We start from the raw sequence: 13,664 nt of genomic DNA on the forward strand, positions 1-13,664 counted from the left end.
AGAACTGCGCGAGTATGAACAAGCCCGCAGTGACTATCAACAAACCCTCCAAATCCATGTCGAGTACAACGAGCGCTATTCGCAAGCCAGCACCTATCACAACTTAGGCGTGGTTGCCCAAGAACTGCGCGAGTTTGAACAAGCCCGTAGCGACTATCAACAAGCCCTCCAAATCTATGTCGAATACAACGATCGCTATGAGCAAGCCAGTACCTATCACAACTTAGGCATGATTGCCCAAGAACTGCGCGAGTATGAACAAGCCCGCACCGACTATCAACAGGCCCTCCAAATCTATGTCGAATTCAACGATCGCTATTCGCAAGCCAGTACCTATTACCAATTAGGACTGTTAGCAGAGGCGGAGGGAAATGCTGCGGAGGCTAGAGCTTGTTTGCAAACCGCAATGGAGATCTTTATGGAGTTTGGCGATGAGTATTCGATGGCGATCGCTCAACGGAACCTCGATCGATTGTCGGATTGAAGTGCGATCGGTTTGATTTAGAAGTGCGATCGCATTGAGTTGTACGATCGGATTTAGAAGTGCGATCGCAGCTATTCGATCGCGTATTCACTAAAACGCCGCAAACTTGGAGAATGCAAACCTAGTACAATGTCTGATGTCTTTACACCCCATTCCAGCAGAGCTTTCGCCAAATCAATATCGGTGACATTTTCTTGAATCCAAATCTTGCCATCCAATAGCTCTAAATGAATCACAGGCTGAAAGATGCGATGACCCGCTTCATCCCAACCGATATCTAGAATCTGATACTGATGATGTGTCTCATCAAAAACTGGGACGGTTCGCACTGACCCCGATACTTGAGATCGCTCAACAATCTCCTGCAACACATCCAAAATAATATTGCGATAACGTCGATCGCTCATCCATTGGTCAAGCGTCTCATCTGTGCCATTTATAGAGGTTTGGGTATCCATTGTTTTACCTCTTCGAGATCTGGATCGACTAACAGTAACCGGACTTGATTCTCCTCTAGGCTATCGTGAAAAAACGGAGTCAGGAAAAAACGGTGATGAATTTCATCAGGTAAAGCCAGATAAGGGATACGATTGGGCTGAGTTTGTCTTAAAACCATTCGATAGTGGATGTACTGCCCAATTGCTTGATGAAACTCATACACAACACTCGCTGCCGAAAAACTTTTTACCTCAATTGCAATTTGAACGCTGTCCTTCTGTGCGACTAGGACTTGTTCCGCTCCTAAGTCAACTTCTAATTTTGTTGCGCCATATCTCAAGGTGAGCGGAGCAACATTCACCCAACTATCCTTTACCAAGGCTTGCTTAACTGTTTCATGAAAGGAATCTCTTGCTGACATTAAAATTTACACCTGCAAAACTGTCCCAGACGAAGAATGACTTACATTTACAGCGATCGTATCAAGTTTGAGCGCGATAGTCATTCAGTAGCGGTAATCGTAGGATTTAATCAGCAGTCTACAAAGTGCGATCGCTATTCGCAAGCCAGTACCTATGGTCAATTAGGGCTGTTAGCAGAGGCGGAGGGAAATGCTGCGGAGGCGAGAGCTTGTTTGCAAACCGCAATGGAAATCTTTATGGAGTTTGGCGATGAGTATCATATGGCGATCACTCAACGGAACCTCGATCGATTGTCGGATTGAATGCGATCTGTTTAACCTGGCAGTGCGATCGCCTGTTGTTAGAGCGATTTCACTTGAATCACGTAAAATGGGGGAAAGCGTTATCTTCGGGACAGCCAATCTGCCTGTTTATCGTCTTATGTTAGAAGCAACTCAAATTCAGCAAGCTGTTCTCGACAAACTTCGCCAGCTTCCTCTGGAAAAACAGCAGGTCGTTCTTACCTTTGTCGATTCTCTAGACACTTCAGATCCCTCTTCAGAGCAAGAATGGTCACTGTCCGCGATCGCTGCTTCTGTCCACGACTTACTGAACGATCCTGAAGAAGATATTTACACCTTAGAAGATGGTGAACCGATCGCAGATGAAGCGTAAGATTGTCTTGATCGAGTTTCCCTTCGACGATCTATCAAATAGCAAAATTCGCCCCGCGTATTGTCTAACAAGCTCAGTTAGAGAATCGTCATATCATCTTCGCGCTCATTACAAGTCGAATCCCAACTCAACTCCTTTCAACCGATCTAGTCCACATTACGAAGATCGATGATTCAGAGACAACTTGGAAAACTGTCCCCAAAAACTCATGAGCAACTGCTCGAAAAACTTTGTGAACAATTGAGTAGCGCGATCGTTCAACAGCACCTTGATCGCTTATCGGCTTGAATGCGATCGCTCTATTTGAGAGGCACGATCTCTTCGAGTTACCCGCAAGGGGTCGCGCTTCATTTTTTGCGACCTGCTAAAATCTGGAACACTGACTACGACTGAAACAACATGAGCGATCGCTCTAGCTCAGAATATCCAGAACTTCCGAACCAATGGCAAGTGATCGAGGTGAATAAAATTTATTGCTTCAACAACGATCAACAAGTTTCATTCAGTCAATCTCAGATCGAACTCGGTACTTTGTATGATGGATTAGGCAAGCATCTTAAAGCGATCAAGAAAGGTGTCGTTCCGCCCAAAGGAAATACTGGGCTGGTTCCCTCAGAGGAACTCGATTATGATTTCAAATCTAAAATTTTGGGAAAAGGTGGCAACCGTCGATTTCACGCCAAAATAATAGAAGAAGTCCTCCATTTCCCAGGCAAAATGACCACTCATTGAATAAGCTCTGTGAATACAACACTCAAAACTCATCCAGTTTGGCAAAACTTCACTCAAGCTCTAGCACAAATCGATCCAAATCAAATCGCACACCAACATCTACAAGATTGCCAAGCTGAAATTCACGGCTATTGGGACGAAAACGATCGACCTTACGAAACGATTCGATTTAAACAACTGCCTACTCCTCAACTGATTAGCAGTTCTCTAGGCGTAACTCCAAATCAAACAGAAACCGCGCATTGGCTTCAACTTAGATATTTACTCCTCGTTCCTACAGGCTTACCTGTGGGCGAGTTACTTCTAGTTCTAGACGACAGCCTAGAAGTAATCGATGAGAACTGGGTGATCGATGTTCACTCGCCTCATGTTGTTGCGATCGCTGATCCAAATTGATGCCAGCGCTCAACCATTTCCAGATAGCGAGATCGTAGCCGTTTCTAGCACGTTGAAATTAGACCATTATTGTGAGAGCGGTGTTATGAACCTTCAGGTTGTCTCTCAATCCTCACCCGATTTCACCTTACACATTTTGCTAAAGCAGCAAGTCATATCTGGGCAAACGTTCCAGATCAACCAAACTGTACAGTCGAGCGATCGCTATTCGCAAACCAGCATATGGTCAATTAGGACTGTAAGCCGCACCCGAATCGACATAAACCTCAATCCATTCCCAACGATCTCCCAACTTCACACCCATTGGAATAATCGGTTCAAGATTTCCTCGCTTTTGAAGATAGGGAAACCGAATCGGAGCCACAAGGTACACCTTCTAAATCAACAAATCATACGATGTCTCTGGGTGAGGAACATCAATGACTAAGGGCAAAACTTCCACCCCTGCCTCAACAAAAGGACGGCAAACCTCTTCTCTAGTATCCGCAACGCCTACAATCTGCCCACCTTCAATCGCAACCACTCTACCAGGGTATTTTGCAATTAGCTCGTCATAATGCGTAGCAAGCCACTGACTATCTGACGCAAGAATATCGGCAAGCATTTGGACTTCCATACTCTCAGCCTCATTGACAATATCCTCAATTTTAACAACATCAATGCGATCGCTTAACGAAAGACTGTGAAGCGCGATTGCAGCCAAGGAAAAAGCGAGTGAGATGCGAGCGCTAACCTAAGCTGATTGCCTGGAAGTGCGATCGATCGTTCTTCCTTTCCTGCCCGCAAGCCTCCTCACAGTGACCACAATTCTCGAAAATCACGATCAAATCAAGTTTGCAGCCGATCCTATTGAATTGTGTGACAATCAAATCGAGCTTGCAGTCGATCGCCGTGAAGTACTTTATTGGGCAACCATTCCAATGTGAGCGGCGACGATTTGCCAGGTTCCTTTGGGGGAGACGGCCCAGACGCGGGTAAAACGAAAGTCACCGTTCGCGGGATTGCTATTGTAGGTGCCAACTATTTGCATTCTGACGAAGACGATCGCGACCTCTCCATACAGTCGAATCTGCCGTTCGGAAGGGGTTAGCTCGTAGATCTTAATCAAGCCAGATTTGTGTGCAGCGAGATCGTCTTGTTTGCTAATGATTTCTCCGAGATGACTGGTGGCGACGAGTTCAGGGGCGAGTAGTTCATCCAAGACGCTGACATCAGAAGCCAACATTGCCAGTCTAAGCCGTTCTTCGGCCTCAATAATTTGAGTTTCAACTGTTTTATTCATCGTGTCACCTTTACAGCACTTTGCAAATAGATGAAGTACAAAAATAAGTGATTGAAACTCCTGGTCAGGTTTCTTGCCAATTTAAGTGTGCTTCACTAACTAGAAATCTGCTGTATAAACCAAAGTAATTCTGATATTCACTATCCTCCAGCTTTGTCCATGCACCCTACGACAAAAGATGGATTGATACATTTGGCGGAGAATGGTAGAGTCTTTAAAAGTCAAATCGGTCAGCTTAATCTGGTGAGTTTCTAGCAAGTAACTTACTGGAGCGGAGGAACCAAAACATCGGGGCTTATCTTCTGTGAAAGGTCGATCGCAAACGATTCAAACTTGAGTCGGCGACCAATACCAGAGAAGGGCATCTCTCAGCCCTCGCCCGTCAGCTAACTCCGTCGGCGGTTGAGAGAGGACTGTAGAGTTTCAGCATTTTGCTTTAGGCTCATCAGTGTCTCTAATTTAGGTCGAACATTTAGTTTGAGTCTTTGAGCTTGAGGTGTTGACGATGATCCTTCAGCTAAACTTGGCTGTGATCGTAGCCGTTGCGAGTCAGGCTACTTGGCGAAAAGTGCGTCCCGCGATCGCTCAAGAAGCGGTGTGGTTGCCTGCGATCGGGTTTTTGGGTGTGATTGTGCTGTGGTGGGCGATCGCCTTGCTCAAACACGACGTGATGCCGACTCCGCCAGAAGCGTTAATGGCAAACTTAGATTTCATTTTGCATCCCTTTTATCGGCGTGGGCCAGGGGATCTCGGAATTGGCTGGCTCCTGTTGGCGAGTTTGCGGCGGGTGTTGATTGGCTTTGGTTTGGGGGCGTTCGTAGCGATTCCGATCGGCTTTCTGATTGGCATGTCTAGACGAGCGATGTTGGCGTTGAATCCAGTGATTCAGATCTTTAAGCCGGTGTCTCCATTGGCGTGGCTCCCGATTGCGTTAGCAATTTTCAATTTGGCTGATCCCTCTGCAATTTTTGTAATCTTTATCACGTCACTTTGGGCAACGATTATCAATACCGCGCTTGGTGTTTCTAGCGTTCCACAAGATTATTTAGACGTAGCAAAAGTGTTAGAAATGCCGCGCTGGAGACGAATCACCAGGATTATTTTGCCTGCTGCGTTGCCGTACATTTTTAGTGGTTTACGAATTAGTTTGGGTGTGGCGTGGCTGGTCATTGTAGCAGTCGAGATGTTGACAGGTGGCATAGGAATTGGCTTTTTTGTCTGGGATGAATGGAGCCGCCTCAACTTAAGTTCAGTGTTTTTAGCCGTTCTAGTAATTGGTCTAACAGGATTGCTCCTAGACTTTGCCATCACCCAACTCGAAGCGTTTGTAACTCGTCAGCGGCGATCGACCTGAAAAAGCTTTAAGTTCTCCGCTAAACCCAGGTGAATTCAATCTTTTCACTAATTCAATCTCTTCACTGCGGTTATGAGAGAAGCCCCCAAATCCTCCACCCGTCAGGGACTTTGAATTAGAACTCTTGTCTTAAAGTCCCCCAGAATGGGGGGTTGGGGGGCAGAAGCGCAGAACACCGAAGCGAAAAAACTTAATCGAACTCCCGTTAAACCAAACATCCCTCATCCCTTCTTTTCTCCCTCATTCCTCCTCCCTTCTCCGCTATGACTCAAGATTTTTGGACACGACGGAAGTTTATGCAACAAATGAGCGGAACGGCAACCGGACTCGTGTTATCGTCTTGTGCGATCGATGCCAATCGTGCCCCTCAGTCTCTTTCTCAAGCGGCTTTAGCGATCGACCAGATCATCAAGCCCGAAAGTTTGGAGAAGCCAAATCTAACGATCGGATACGTCCCCGTCAATGACTGTGCGCCGTTTGCGATCGCCTGGGAGAAAGGCTTTTTTCATAAGTACGGTCTTAACGTCAAACTCAGCCGAGAAGCCAGTTGGGCCACTTCTCGCGACGGCATTATCTTTGGACGATTGGATGCATCGCCTGTGGTGTCTGGTGCCGTAGTCAATGCTCGAATGGGAGCAGAAGGGGCCCGACATGCCCCACTTTGTGCCGCAATGACGATTCATCGACACGGCAACGCAATGACCATGAATCGAGCGATGTGGGAGTCTGGCCTGCGTCCCTGGTTTGAATACAATGGCGACTTGGAGGCCTTTGGACGAGATTTTCGGCGCTATTTTGACAACTTGCCGTCTGAAAAACGAGTCTGGGCGGTGGTTCTCAGTTCTGCAATTTATGAATACTTTGTGCGCTATTTGTCGGCGGCGGCGGGAGTCAATCCGATTCAGGAGTTTCGCGTCATGATTGTGCCTCCGCCTCAGATGGTGGTGAATGTTCGCATCGGGGCAATGCAGGCTTATATGGTGGCCGAACCCTGGAACACACGCGCCATTTCAGGCAATGAAGGAATCGGCTTCACGTTTGCTCAGGGTAAAGAAATCTGGCACGGACACCCCGATCGCCTTCTCTGTGTCACGCAGTCTTTTATTGATGAGAATCCCAAAACCTATCGATCGCTGCTCAAAGCCATGATCGAAGCCTGTCGCTACTGTGGCGATCCCAACAATCGAGAAGAGGTCGCCAAAATCATTTCTGCGCGATCGTTCACCGGGGCAAAACTCAACCTGACTCGACCTGCGATCGTGGGTGAATATAACTATGGCGGATTCGATGGCAAAGATCGCACCGTGAAGGCAGACGACACGACTGTTTTCTTCGACCTTCCCTCAAATGTGCCGCAAGTGCCGAATGCTCACTCGACGTTTATGTGGCGATCTCACAGCATTTGGCTAATGACGCAAGCCGCCCGCTGGGGACAAATTAAGGAAATTCCTGCCAATGCTCACGAAGTTGCCGAAAAGTCCTGGAAGACTGAAATCTATCGAGAAGTCGCGGCTGACCTGGGAATTGCTTGTCCGAGTGATGATTACAAGATTGAACCTGCGGAAGTCTTTATCGACAAGAAAGCGTTTGATCCGAGTGATCCGGTTCGCTATTTGGAGAGTTTTGAGATTCGAGCCAATGCTCCTACCAAGATTTATCTAGCGTGAATTGGATGGAGTTTTTCGCTTTGTTCTTCAACGCTTTTGCCCCCAACTCCCGATTCTGGGGGACTTAAAGACAAGAGTATCTAATTCAAAGTCCCTCACTCGTGGGGGATTTAGGGGGCAGAAGCCTCAAACAACGAAGCGCAAGAATTCTATAGAACTGACCCATAGAACTGACCTTTGAACTGACCTTCATTGAGCCGGGAACCGATTCGCTAATTACAAAGTTCTCACCCAGGAGATTTATCATGAGTCAATCGATACCGACGATCGACATGCCTGACACCAACGCTCATCCAACCGGATTTTTAGAAATCGAGAACCTGCACAAGTCTTATAAGGCTCCCAATGGGGGCGAGTTCGTTGTGCTGAAGGGGATTAATTTAGCGATCGGGCAGGATGAATATATTTCGATCATTGGTCACTCTGGCTGTGGTAAATCGACGCTGCTCAAGATTGTGGCGGGGCTGGAGAAATCGACTTCTGGATCGGTGAGACTCGACGGGCGAGAGATTCGCAAGCCGGGAGCCGAGCGAATGATGGTGTTTCAAAACTATTCGCTGTTACCGTGGTTGACCGTTCGAGAAAACATTCGGTTAGCAGTCGATGAAGTGTTGAAGGATCTGTCTGCGGGTGACAAAAAGCAGATTGTGAATGAACACCTGGTGATGGTGAATCTGACGGCGGCGGCGGACAAATACCCGGATCAGATTTCGGGCGGGATGAAGCAGCGAGTGGGGATTGCTCGTGCGTTGGCGATTCGTCCCAAAATGTTGCTGATGGATGAGCCGTTTGGGGCGTTGGATGCATTGACTCGCGGCAAACTTCAGCGTCAGGTTCTCGAAATCTGGGAGAGCCACCGTCAGGCGGTGATGATGATTACGCATGATGTCGATGAGGCGATCTATATGTCCGATCGCATCGTTCTGATGACCAACGGGCCGGCTGCGACGATCGGCGAAATTTTAGAGGTGCCGTTTGATCATCCGCGCGATCGCCAACAGCTTCGAGAGTCGTCTGAATATTATGACCTTCGCAATCATGCACTCAATTTTCTCGATCAGCACTTTGGCAGCGATGAATGAGCTACTGGTACAATTCATTCACGTTGAAGATGATGAGGAGCTATGACGCAACCAGATTTTACGATCGGCATTCAGTACGAACTCAGACAGTTGGCAACGGCTACAACAGAGCTGGCTGAGAAGATTGATCACCTGACTGGGGTGGTGACGACTGGTTTTGAGGAACTCAAGCAAATTACTCAACAGCAAGCTGACACGGCTCGAATGCAGGCTGAAAGTGTCAATCGATTGGTGGCGTTGCTAGAGCGGAGAGAGAGAAGTTAGATTGTGCTGGTAAAATTCATTCACGTCCAAGATGGTGAGGGGTTATGACGCAACCGGATTTTACGATCGGCATTCAGTATGAACTCAGACAGTTGGCAACGGCCACAACAGAGCTTGCTGAACGCATTGAAAGCACAAATGAGGGAATCGATCGCCTCAGAGAAACCGTTAATACTGGCTTCGATGAGCTTAGAGAACTGGTCACAACTGGCTTCACCGAAATCAAGCAAATCACTCAACAGCAGGCTGATACGGCTCGAATGCAGATGGAAAATTCACGAATGCAAGCTGAGAGTATCAATCGTCTGATCGCACTGCTAGAGCGCAAAGAGGGAAATTAAAAGAAATAACGTGTTATGGGTATTCAATACGAACTCAGACAGTTAGCAACAGCCACAACAAAGATTGCTGAACGCATTGAAAGCACAAATGAGGGAATCGATCGCCTCAAAGAAATGGTCACGACTGGGTTTGATGAACTCAAGCGAATCACTCAACAGCAGGCTGAAACGGCTCGAATGCAGGCTGAAAGTGTCGATCGATTGGTTGCTCTACTAGAGCGCAGAGATGCGTAAGTTTTGAGTTTGAGATGTGAAGCTACGTCGATTCGCCCCCTTGCGGGTAACTCGAAGAGATCGAGCTTTCCGCTTCGTTATTTTGCGCTTTTGCCCCTCAAGCTGCCAATTCTGGGAGACTTTTTGCCCCCCAACCCCCCAATTTTGGGGGACTTTAAGACAAGAATCTTAGTTCAAAGTCCCCCAATTTTGGGGGATTTAGGGGGCTGCCCAGATCTGTAGCCGCAGCAAAAACTTTGTCGAATTCACATTAAGGCTGGCTGTCGGTGGGTGCCCACGGGCCGATGACGGGTTCGCCTTGGGTTTCTTTGTGGGCGAGTTGTTGGTTGAGGTCGAGGAGTTTGGTCAAGATGTCGTCAGTTTTGCTAAACCCATAAGCGTTTAGAACGAGATCATCGAGTTTGGCGTGATGTTTGGCGAGTTGGCTGCTGGGTTCGTGAAAAAATTGGTTGTATAGCTGAGTGATGCCCCATTGTTTTTTCTCCATCTGTTGGGTGCGGTATTCATGAAGTTCTAGGGCTGCGTTGCGAATTTGATCAATTAGCTTTGCGCTGGGCGATTGCGGAAATGGAAACGTTTCAAAACAAGTGTTGTGAGTGTAGGAAATATCTGCCTTGAGAGTTGATTTTTGTGCATTCATCCAAACCCGATGTACTGTAGAAGTAAGTATCCCCAAGATGTAAAAATCATCACAAGCAACAACTCGTGTCCTGGCATTAGGTAGCCATTCCAGCGAACAAGGAAGAAAGATAGCCCATTTTGAAGTTTGAGCAACAGCGAAATATTGAGAAACAGATTTTAGAGCTTGACGCATTGCTGGTCTTCGTTCTCCAAACTTCCACCAGTAGCTTTGATAAACTTGCCTACGATTCAAATCTCTTTCTGGCTTAACTTTTGTTTTAATCCACTGAAATGGCTGGATATATTCACTTGCTTCTTCAATGCTCATATCATTGAAATCAACAATCCAATTTCTTAGATCTTTGTATGGATTAGACGCGAGATCATTACCTTCCAGAAAAGGGCGTATAACTTCTAAATTTTTTGGATCTGCCTTTTTCCATGCCTCTGCTTGCTCTAAGGAGACGATGAAGCCTGTACCAACGGGAGTTATACCTGCGAAACATCTGCTCAGATTAGCTGAAAGCCTTTTTGCATTTGAAACATCTACCGTAGATTGCAGCGACGAGTTAATCGCTAGAACAATTTGATTATCTAAATGATATCTTTTCGGTAGCTGCTTACTCCAGTTCACCAAACTGACATGGACTGCTGCTTCTCCTGACCAGGGCTGTGTAGAGATTGCTTCATGAATATAGCCATTGTTTTGAGTAATGTATTCTAAACTAGCTTTTCTACTTTTACCTTGACTAATTGAGTTTGTGCCAACCAATCCGGCTCTACCATTTTCGTCAAGATGATCGTGAGCTAAACGAAACCAATAAGAACAAAAATCTACCGAGTCTTTTACATCTGGAAAGCGATGAAACACTTGATTAACATATTCATCACTTAAATCAATCCGCATCTGTTTTCCACCCAAAAACGGCGGGTTGCCAATGATCGCATCTGCTTTTTCCCACTCGCTAAACAGGGCATCTTTGCAGACAATATTCTGATCCAATGTATCCAACGGTAAAGCAGGCTCAAACAAACCCAATTTATCAATGGCAATCTTTCGCCCGATCATCATCGTCACCCGCGCCAACTGCACCGCAAACGGATTCGTATCCATCCCAAAAAACTGATTGGGTGTCACATAGCCGATCGCCATTTGCCCCGTGTCCGATCGCCGCCGTTCTGCAATCTTGTCAATCAACAGTTTCTCTAGCCGCTTTAATTCTTGATACGCCACATACAAAAAATTGCCCGACCCACACGCCGGATCAAGCACCCGATAAGCCTGCAACTCAAGCTGAAGCGCATTCAACTCAGCAATAGAACTCGCCCCATTAATCCGCTCTTCCCAAAAATCACTAATCGTCGGCCTGACAATCTGCCGAATATCGACCTCACTCGTAAAGTGAATCCCATGAGCATGACGCTTTGACTGATCGATCGCCCCCTCAAAAATGTTGCCAAAAATCGACGGACGCACATAAGTCCAGTTGTCTCGCGCACAGACATCCAAAAACTTCAACTCCTCATGCGTTAGCTCGATCGGGTCAACGATCGCAAACAATCCACCATTAAAATAATCCACTCCTTGATAGCGTCCCGCAGGCGTTTTGCCCCGCCGATTCATCTGCTCAAACAGCCCCCCAATCAAGTCATACGTGCTGCCCCCCGTCATACAGTCTTGAATCAGCGACACAAAAATATCACGCGGCAACAGCCCCCGATCTTCTGCAAACATCGCCAACACACACTGCAAAATAAACCGCTGTAGCTGCTCCTCACTAAAGCTGTCAAACCCATTGTGCTTACCCCGCTCATACAGCAACTGATAAAGCTCTCCTAGCCGTCGCGCCGATCGATCCGTCACCTCCACCTGATTGTTTTGAAACACCGGACGCATCCCGCCGATCTCCATAAACGTCAACGCGCTCGATCGCTCCGGCAATTGCTCTAGAGAAATCTTGTCTACAGGCTCATCCACCTGATTTTCAAAGTCAAAAATCCAAAACTCATCAAAATTGCACAACATCGCATACCGAGGCCGATTGGGCGTAATCCGCATCCAATACCGCTCCACCTGGGCATAATGCTTGCTCAGATCTTCGCCCCGCTTCTTCATCTCAATGAGAACGCCCGGAACATATTGGCGCGATCGCCACACCAGATCCGCAAATCCCGTCTTTCCTTTAGCACTGGACTTCTTGAGCCGATCCTCAAACTCCGCGCCTGCCTCGATCGCCCCTTCATGCCCAAATGCCCTAAAAAAACGATCTAAAAACGTCTGAGACTCCCCTTTCTCATCCCCCTTCAGACCCTGGCAAAAACTAACAAACGCTTGAAGGCTGGCAGGAGTCGCTGACATATCAAATCTTCTCGTAGGGGGCTTCTCTATCAGTATTCACACAGAGTCGTCAAAATCACGATCGTTGTTTGCTTAATCACAACTGTCGCCCAATTAACGTGAATTCAACGAAAAATTTCGCTGCGGTTACAAATCTGGGCAGCCCCCTAAATCCCCCACCAGTGAGGGACTTTGAACCGTAGATCTGGGCTTAAAGTCCCCCAGATTGGGGGGTTGGGGGGCAGAAGCGCTCACTACCGAAGCGGAAAATTCTATCGAACCTACGTTCAATTAACCGCCAAGCTCAAATTTCGCTCAAAGGCTTGCTCACAGAAAACGAATCCGCTATGCTAGTGACAGACTTTAGCCACCCTATAGCCACCCATGAAACCCAAAATCATCATTGACCTCTCGATCGTCGTCGAAACCGTCGTTCGCCTCGACCCAGAGAAGCCAGACGAAATCGATGAACAAGTCCGAATGCTAGTAGACCTGCTAACTGACCTAAAATCGCTCGTCGAAGGCAGAACCTAACCGCGTGACTCGATCGCTGCTACCCGCGCCTCCAAAGCGGCAACTCGTGCCTCAAGGCTATTTTCATCAGTCAAATACTCGCGCAGGGCATCATTGACGATCGTGTTGACGGGTCTGCCTGTTGCCTTTGCGTGACTTTCTAGTAGCACCCACACATCATCGTCATATCGAATCGTTCGCTTCTCTCTAGCCATGCCGTCTCTACGATCGTGGGGCGTGTTTGATCGTACCATCGGTCAGCCGCCAAACAAGATTCTCAGCACTAATCTAAAGTCTTCCAGAATTGGCAACTTGGGGAGCAGAAAATGCAAACAACGAAGTCAAATAACTTCATCAAATTCATGGGGCTGTTTTTTGACGATCGCATCCCACCACATCCGTCCGTGTGTAGACCTGCCACCAATGGGCGTAATGCTGACAAATCGAATTCAGGCAGGACTCAAAAAAATCAGGTAACAAATGGAGACTCATGGGGCAACAAGCATTAGATGCTGAACGATCGCCGTTGATCGGTTTCCCCCATGCTAATCACCCCCCAGAGGATTTAGTAATCTTGACGGCGAAAAGGCAAGAAATAACCAAGTCAAATTGACGCTAAAAAACGTCAGTTCGATGAACGCTTCGCTTCGCTTTTAGATCCAGGAACGCCCCCTAAATCCCCCACGAGTGAGGGACTTTGAACCAGAATTCCTCTCTGAAAGTCCCCCAAAATTGGGGGGTTGGGGGGCAGAAGCCGTGAACAACGAAGCGGAAAACCTCTTATCGAATTCACGCTAAAAAATAGGCTGTAGTGGAAATCCGCAAAACTCGATCTTCAAGAG

20 protein-coding genes and 1 riboswitch are annotated in these 13,664 nt (G+C 47.3%); of the genes, 12 read left to right on the top strand and 8 right to left on the bottom strand.

All coding sequences use genetic code 11. The annotated features are described in order from the left end of the window. Positions 1 to 484 (top strand): tetratricopeptide repeat protein (locus ACJ2PR_RS20885; protein WP_446878406.1); only part of this gene is annotated, 484 nt, incomplete at its 5' end. A gap of 71 nt (positions 485 to 555) precedes the next feature. Here ACJ2PR_RS20885 and ACJ2PR_RS20890 read toward each other — a convergent pair. Together ACJ2PR_RS20890 and ACJ2PR_RS20895 are read right to left on the bottom strand one after the other, a co-directional pair. Continuing rightward, complete coding sequence (locus ACJ2PR_RS20890) at positions 556 to 942, bottom strand: element excision factor XisI family protein (RefSeq protein ID WP_446878407.1); 387 nt, start codon at positions 940 to 942, stop codon at positions 556 to 558. After that, positions 921 to 1,343, bottom strand: a complete 423-nt coding sequence (locus tag ACJ2PR_RS20895; protein ID WP_446857356.1) for an element excision factor XisH family protein — start codon at positions 1,341 to 1,343, stop codon at positions 921 to 923. Before ACJ2PR_RS20895 ends, ACJ2PR_RS20890 begins: the two co-directional genes overlap by 22 nt. A 36-nt stretch (positions 1,344 to 1,379) precedes the next feature. Here ACJ2PR_RS20895 and ACJ2PR_RS20900 point away from each other — a divergent pair, with 36 nt between their 5' ends. The 4 genes from ACJ2PR_RS20900 to ACJ2PR_RS20915 all read left to right on the top strand — a co-directional run bounded on the left by ACJ2PR_RS20900 (position 1,380) and on the right by ACJ2PR_RS20915 (position 3,126). Next, positions 1,380 to 1,646, top strand: coding sequence for a tetratricopeptide repeat protein (locus tag ACJ2PR_RS20900; RefSeq protein WP_446878408.1), 267 nt, complete (start codon positions 1,380 to 1,382; stop codon positions 1,644 to 1,646). Beyond that, entirely contained in the window at positions 1,594 to 1,998 is a 405-nt protein-coding gene (locus ACJ2PR_RS20905; RefSeq protein ID WP_446878409.1) for a hypothetical protein, read from the top strand. The genes ACJ2PR_RS20900 and ACJ2PR_RS20905 overlap by 53 nt, the downstream gene beginning before the upstream one ends. Positions 1,999 to 2,397: 399 nt before the next feature. Beyond that, positions 2,398 to 2,730 carry a hypothetical protein gene (locus ACJ2PR_RS20910; protein WP_446865977.1) on the top strand — a complete coding sequence of 111 codons (333 nt, stop codon included), beginning with the start codon at positions 2,398 to 2,400 and terminating at the stop codon, positions 2,728 to 2,730. A 9-nt stretch (positions 2,731 to 2,739) separates the two neighbouring features. Next, positions 2,740 to 3,126 carry a hypothetical protein gene (locus ACJ2PR_RS20915; protein WP_446865978.1) on the top strand — a complete coding sequence of 129 codons (387 nt, stop codon included), beginning with the start codon at positions 2,740 to 2,742 and terminating at the stop codon, positions 3,124 to 3,126. Between the two features lie 226 nt (positions 3,127 to 3,352). Here the strand turns inward: ACJ2PR_RS20915 and ACJ2PR_RS20920 are convergent, their stop codons facing one another. The 3 genes from ACJ2PR_RS20920 to ACJ2PR_RS20930 form a co-directional block, all read right to left on the bottom strand. Next, positions 3,353 to 3,490 (bottom strand): hypothetical protein, encoded by a 138-nt coding sequence (locus tag ACJ2PR_RS20920; protein ID WP_446857362.1) that lies wholly within the window; start codon positions 3,488 to 3,490, stop codon positions 3,353 to 3,355. Between the two features lie 12 nt (positions 3,491 to 3,502). After that, positions 3,503 to 3,829, bottom strand: a complete 327-nt coding sequence (locus ACJ2PR_RS20925; protein ID WP_446857363.1) for a DUF5678 domain-containing protein — start codon at positions 3,827 to 3,829, stop codon at positions 3,503 to 3,505. 198 nt (positions 3,830 to 4,027) lie between these two features. Next, positions 4,028 to 4,408, bottom strand: a complete 381-nt coding sequence (locus ACJ2PR_RS20930) for a nuclear transport factor 2 family protein (protein ID WP_446878410.1) — start codon at positions 4,406 to 4,408, stop codon at positions 4,028 to 4,030. Between the two features lie 222 nt (positions 4,409 to 4,630). Then, positions 4,631 to 4,824: riboswitch (cyclic di-AMP (ydaO/yuaA leader) on the top strand. Positions 4,825 to 4,913: 89 nt separating this feature from the next. Between ACJ2PR_RS20930 and ntrB the strand changes: the two genes are divergently transcribed. The 6 genes from ntrB (at position 4,914) to ACJ2PR_RS20960 (ending at position 9,350) form a co-directional block, all read left to right on the top strand. Continuing rightward, the gene (gene ntrB, locus ACJ2PR_RS20935) at positions 4,914 to 5,762 is read left to right on the top strand and encodes a nitrate ABC transporter permease (protein WP_446878411.1); all 849 of its coding nucleotides are present in this window, start codon (positions 4,914 to 4,916) and stop codon (positions 5,760 to 5,762) included. A 263-nt stretch (positions 5,763 to 6,025) separates the two neighbouring features. Continuing rightward, positions 6,026 to 7,429: an ABC transporter substrate-binding protein gene (locus ACJ2PR_RS20940; RefSeq protein ID WP_446878412.1), complete on the top strand. Its 1,404-nt coding sequence runs from the start codon at positions 6,026 to 6,028 to the stop codon at positions 7,427 to 7,429. A gap of 245 nt (positions 7,430 to 7,674) precedes the next feature. Next, entirely contained in the window at positions 7,675 to 8,511 is an 837-nt protein-coding gene (locus tag ACJ2PR_RS20945) for an ABC transporter ATP-binding protein (RefSeq protein WP_446878413.1), read from the top strand. 42 nt (positions 8,512 to 8,553) lie between these two features. Continuing rightward, positions 8,554 to 8,775 carry a hypothetical protein gene (locus ACJ2PR_RS20950; RefSeq protein WP_446878414.1) on the top strand — a complete coding sequence of 74 codons (222 nt, stop codon included), beginning with the start codon at positions 8,554 to 8,556 and terminating at the stop codon, positions 8,773 to 8,775. 44 nt (positions 8,776 to 8,819) lie between these two features. Beyond that, positions 8,820 to 9,116 carry a hypothetical protein gene (locus tag ACJ2PR_RS20955; protein ID WP_446878415.1) on the top strand — a complete coding sequence of 99 codons (297 nt, stop codon included), beginning with the start codon at positions 8,820 to 8,822 and terminating at the stop codon, positions 9,114 to 9,116. A 15-nt stretch (positions 9,117 to 9,131) separates the two neighbouring features. Then, on the top strand, positions 9,132 to 9,350 hold the full coding sequence (locus ACJ2PR_RS20960) for a hypothetical protein (RefSeq protein WP_446878416.1): 219 nt from the start codon (positions 9,132 to 9,134) through the stop codon (positions 9,348 to 9,350). 250 nt (positions 9,351 to 9,600) lie between these two features. On the opposite strand, the gene ACJ2PR_RS20965 is transcribed toward ACJ2PR_RS20960, so the two are convergent. Continuing rightward, positions 9,601 to 12,330, bottom strand: coding sequence for a DNA methyltransferase (locus ACJ2PR_RS20965; protein WP_446878417.1), 2,730 nt, complete (start codon positions 12,328 to 12,330; stop codon positions 9,601 to 9,603). Between the two features lie 363 nt (positions 12,331 to 12,693). On the opposite strand from ACJ2PR_RS20965, the gene ACJ2PR_RS20970 reads away from it, so the two are divergent. Then, positions 12,694 to 12,843, top strand: a complete 150-nt coding sequence (locus tag ACJ2PR_RS20970) for a hypothetical protein (protein WP_446878418.1) — start codon at positions 12,694 to 12,696, stop codon at positions 12,841 to 12,843. On the opposite strand, the gene ACJ2PR_RS20975 is transcribed toward ACJ2PR_RS20970, so the two are convergent. Beyond that, a complete protein-coding gene (locus ACJ2PR_RS20975; RefSeq protein WP_446878419.1) occupies positions 12,840 to 13,076 on the bottom strand; it encodes a hypothetical protein in 237 nt (78 codons plus the stop codon). The genes ACJ2PR_RS20970 and ACJ2PR_RS20975 overlap by 4 nt on opposite strands. 106 nt (positions 13,077 to 13,182) lie before the next feature. Continuing rightward, positions 13,183 to 13,314, bottom strand: coding sequence for a hypothetical protein (locus ACJ2PR_RS20980; protein ID WP_446878420.1), 132 nt, complete (start codon positions 13,312 to 13,314; stop codon positions 13,183 to 13,185). Positions 13,315 to 13,664: the final 350 nt, after the last annotated feature.

The sequence above is a fragment of the Phormidesmis sp. 146-33 genome, assembly GCF_052939515.1.

Coding starts and splice junctions, on each gene's coding strand:
- ACJ2PR_RS20890 (WP_446878407.1), bottom strand. CDS start 942: ATGGATACCCAAACCTCTATAAATGGCACAGATGAGACGCTTGACCAA.
- ACJ2PR_RS20895 (WP_446857356.1), bottom strand. CDS start 1,343: ATGTCAGCAAGAGATTCCTTTCATGAAACAGTTAAGCAAGCCTTGGTA.
- ACJ2PR_RS20900 (WP_446878408.1), top strand. CDS start 1,380: ATGACTTACATTTACAGCGATCGTATCAAGTTTGAGCGCGATAGTCAT.
- ACJ2PR_RS20905 (WP_446878409.1), top strand. CDS start 1,594: ATGAGTATCATATGGCGATCACTCAACGGAACCTCGATCGATTGTCGG.
- ACJ2PR_RS20910 (WP_446865977.1), top strand. CDS start 2,398: ATGAGCGATCGCTCTAGCTCAGAATATCCAGAACTTCCGAACCAATGG.
- ACJ2PR_RS20930 (WP_446878410.1), bottom strand. CDS start 4,408: ATGAATAAAACAGTTGAAACTCAAATTATTGAGGCCGAAGAACGGCTT.
- ntrB (WP_446878411.1), top strand. CDS start 4,914: ATGATCCTTCAGCTAAACTTGGCTGTGATCGTAGCCGTTGCGAGTCAG.
- ACJ2PR_RS20940 (WP_446878412.1), top strand. CDS start 6,026: ATGACTCAAGATTTTTGGACACGACGGAAGTTTATGCAACAAATGAGC.
- ACJ2PR_RS20945 (WP_446878413.1), top strand. CDS start 7,675: ATGAGTCAATCGATACCGACGATCGACATGCCTGACACCAACGCTCAT.
- ACJ2PR_RS20950 (WP_446878414.1), top strand. CDS start 8,554: ATGACGCAACCAGATTTTACGATCGGCATTCAGTACGAACTCAGACAG.
- ACJ2PR_RS20955 (WP_446878415.1), top strand. CDS start 8,820: ATGACGCAACCGGATTTTACGATCGGCATTCAGTATGAACTCAGACAG.
- ACJ2PR_RS20960 (WP_446878416.1), top strand. CDS start 9,132: ATGGGTATTCAATACGAACTCAGACAGTTAGCAACAGCCACAACAAAG.
- ACJ2PR_RS20965 (WP_446878417.1), bottom strand. CDS start 12,330: ATGTCAGCGACTCCTGCCAGCCTTCAAGCGTTTGTTAGTTTTTGCCAG.
- ACJ2PR_RS20970 (WP_446878418.1), top strand. CDS start 12,694: ATGAAACCCAAAATCATCATTGACCTCTCGATCGTCGTCGAAACCGTC.
- ACJ2PR_RS20975 (WP_446878419.1), bottom strand. CDS start 13,076: ATGGTACGATCAAACACGCCCCACGATCGTAGAGACGGCATGGCTAGA.
- ACJ2PR_RS20980 (WP_446878420.1), bottom strand. CDS start 13,314: ATGAGTCTCCATTTGTTACCTGATTTTTTTGAGTCCTGCCTGAATTCG.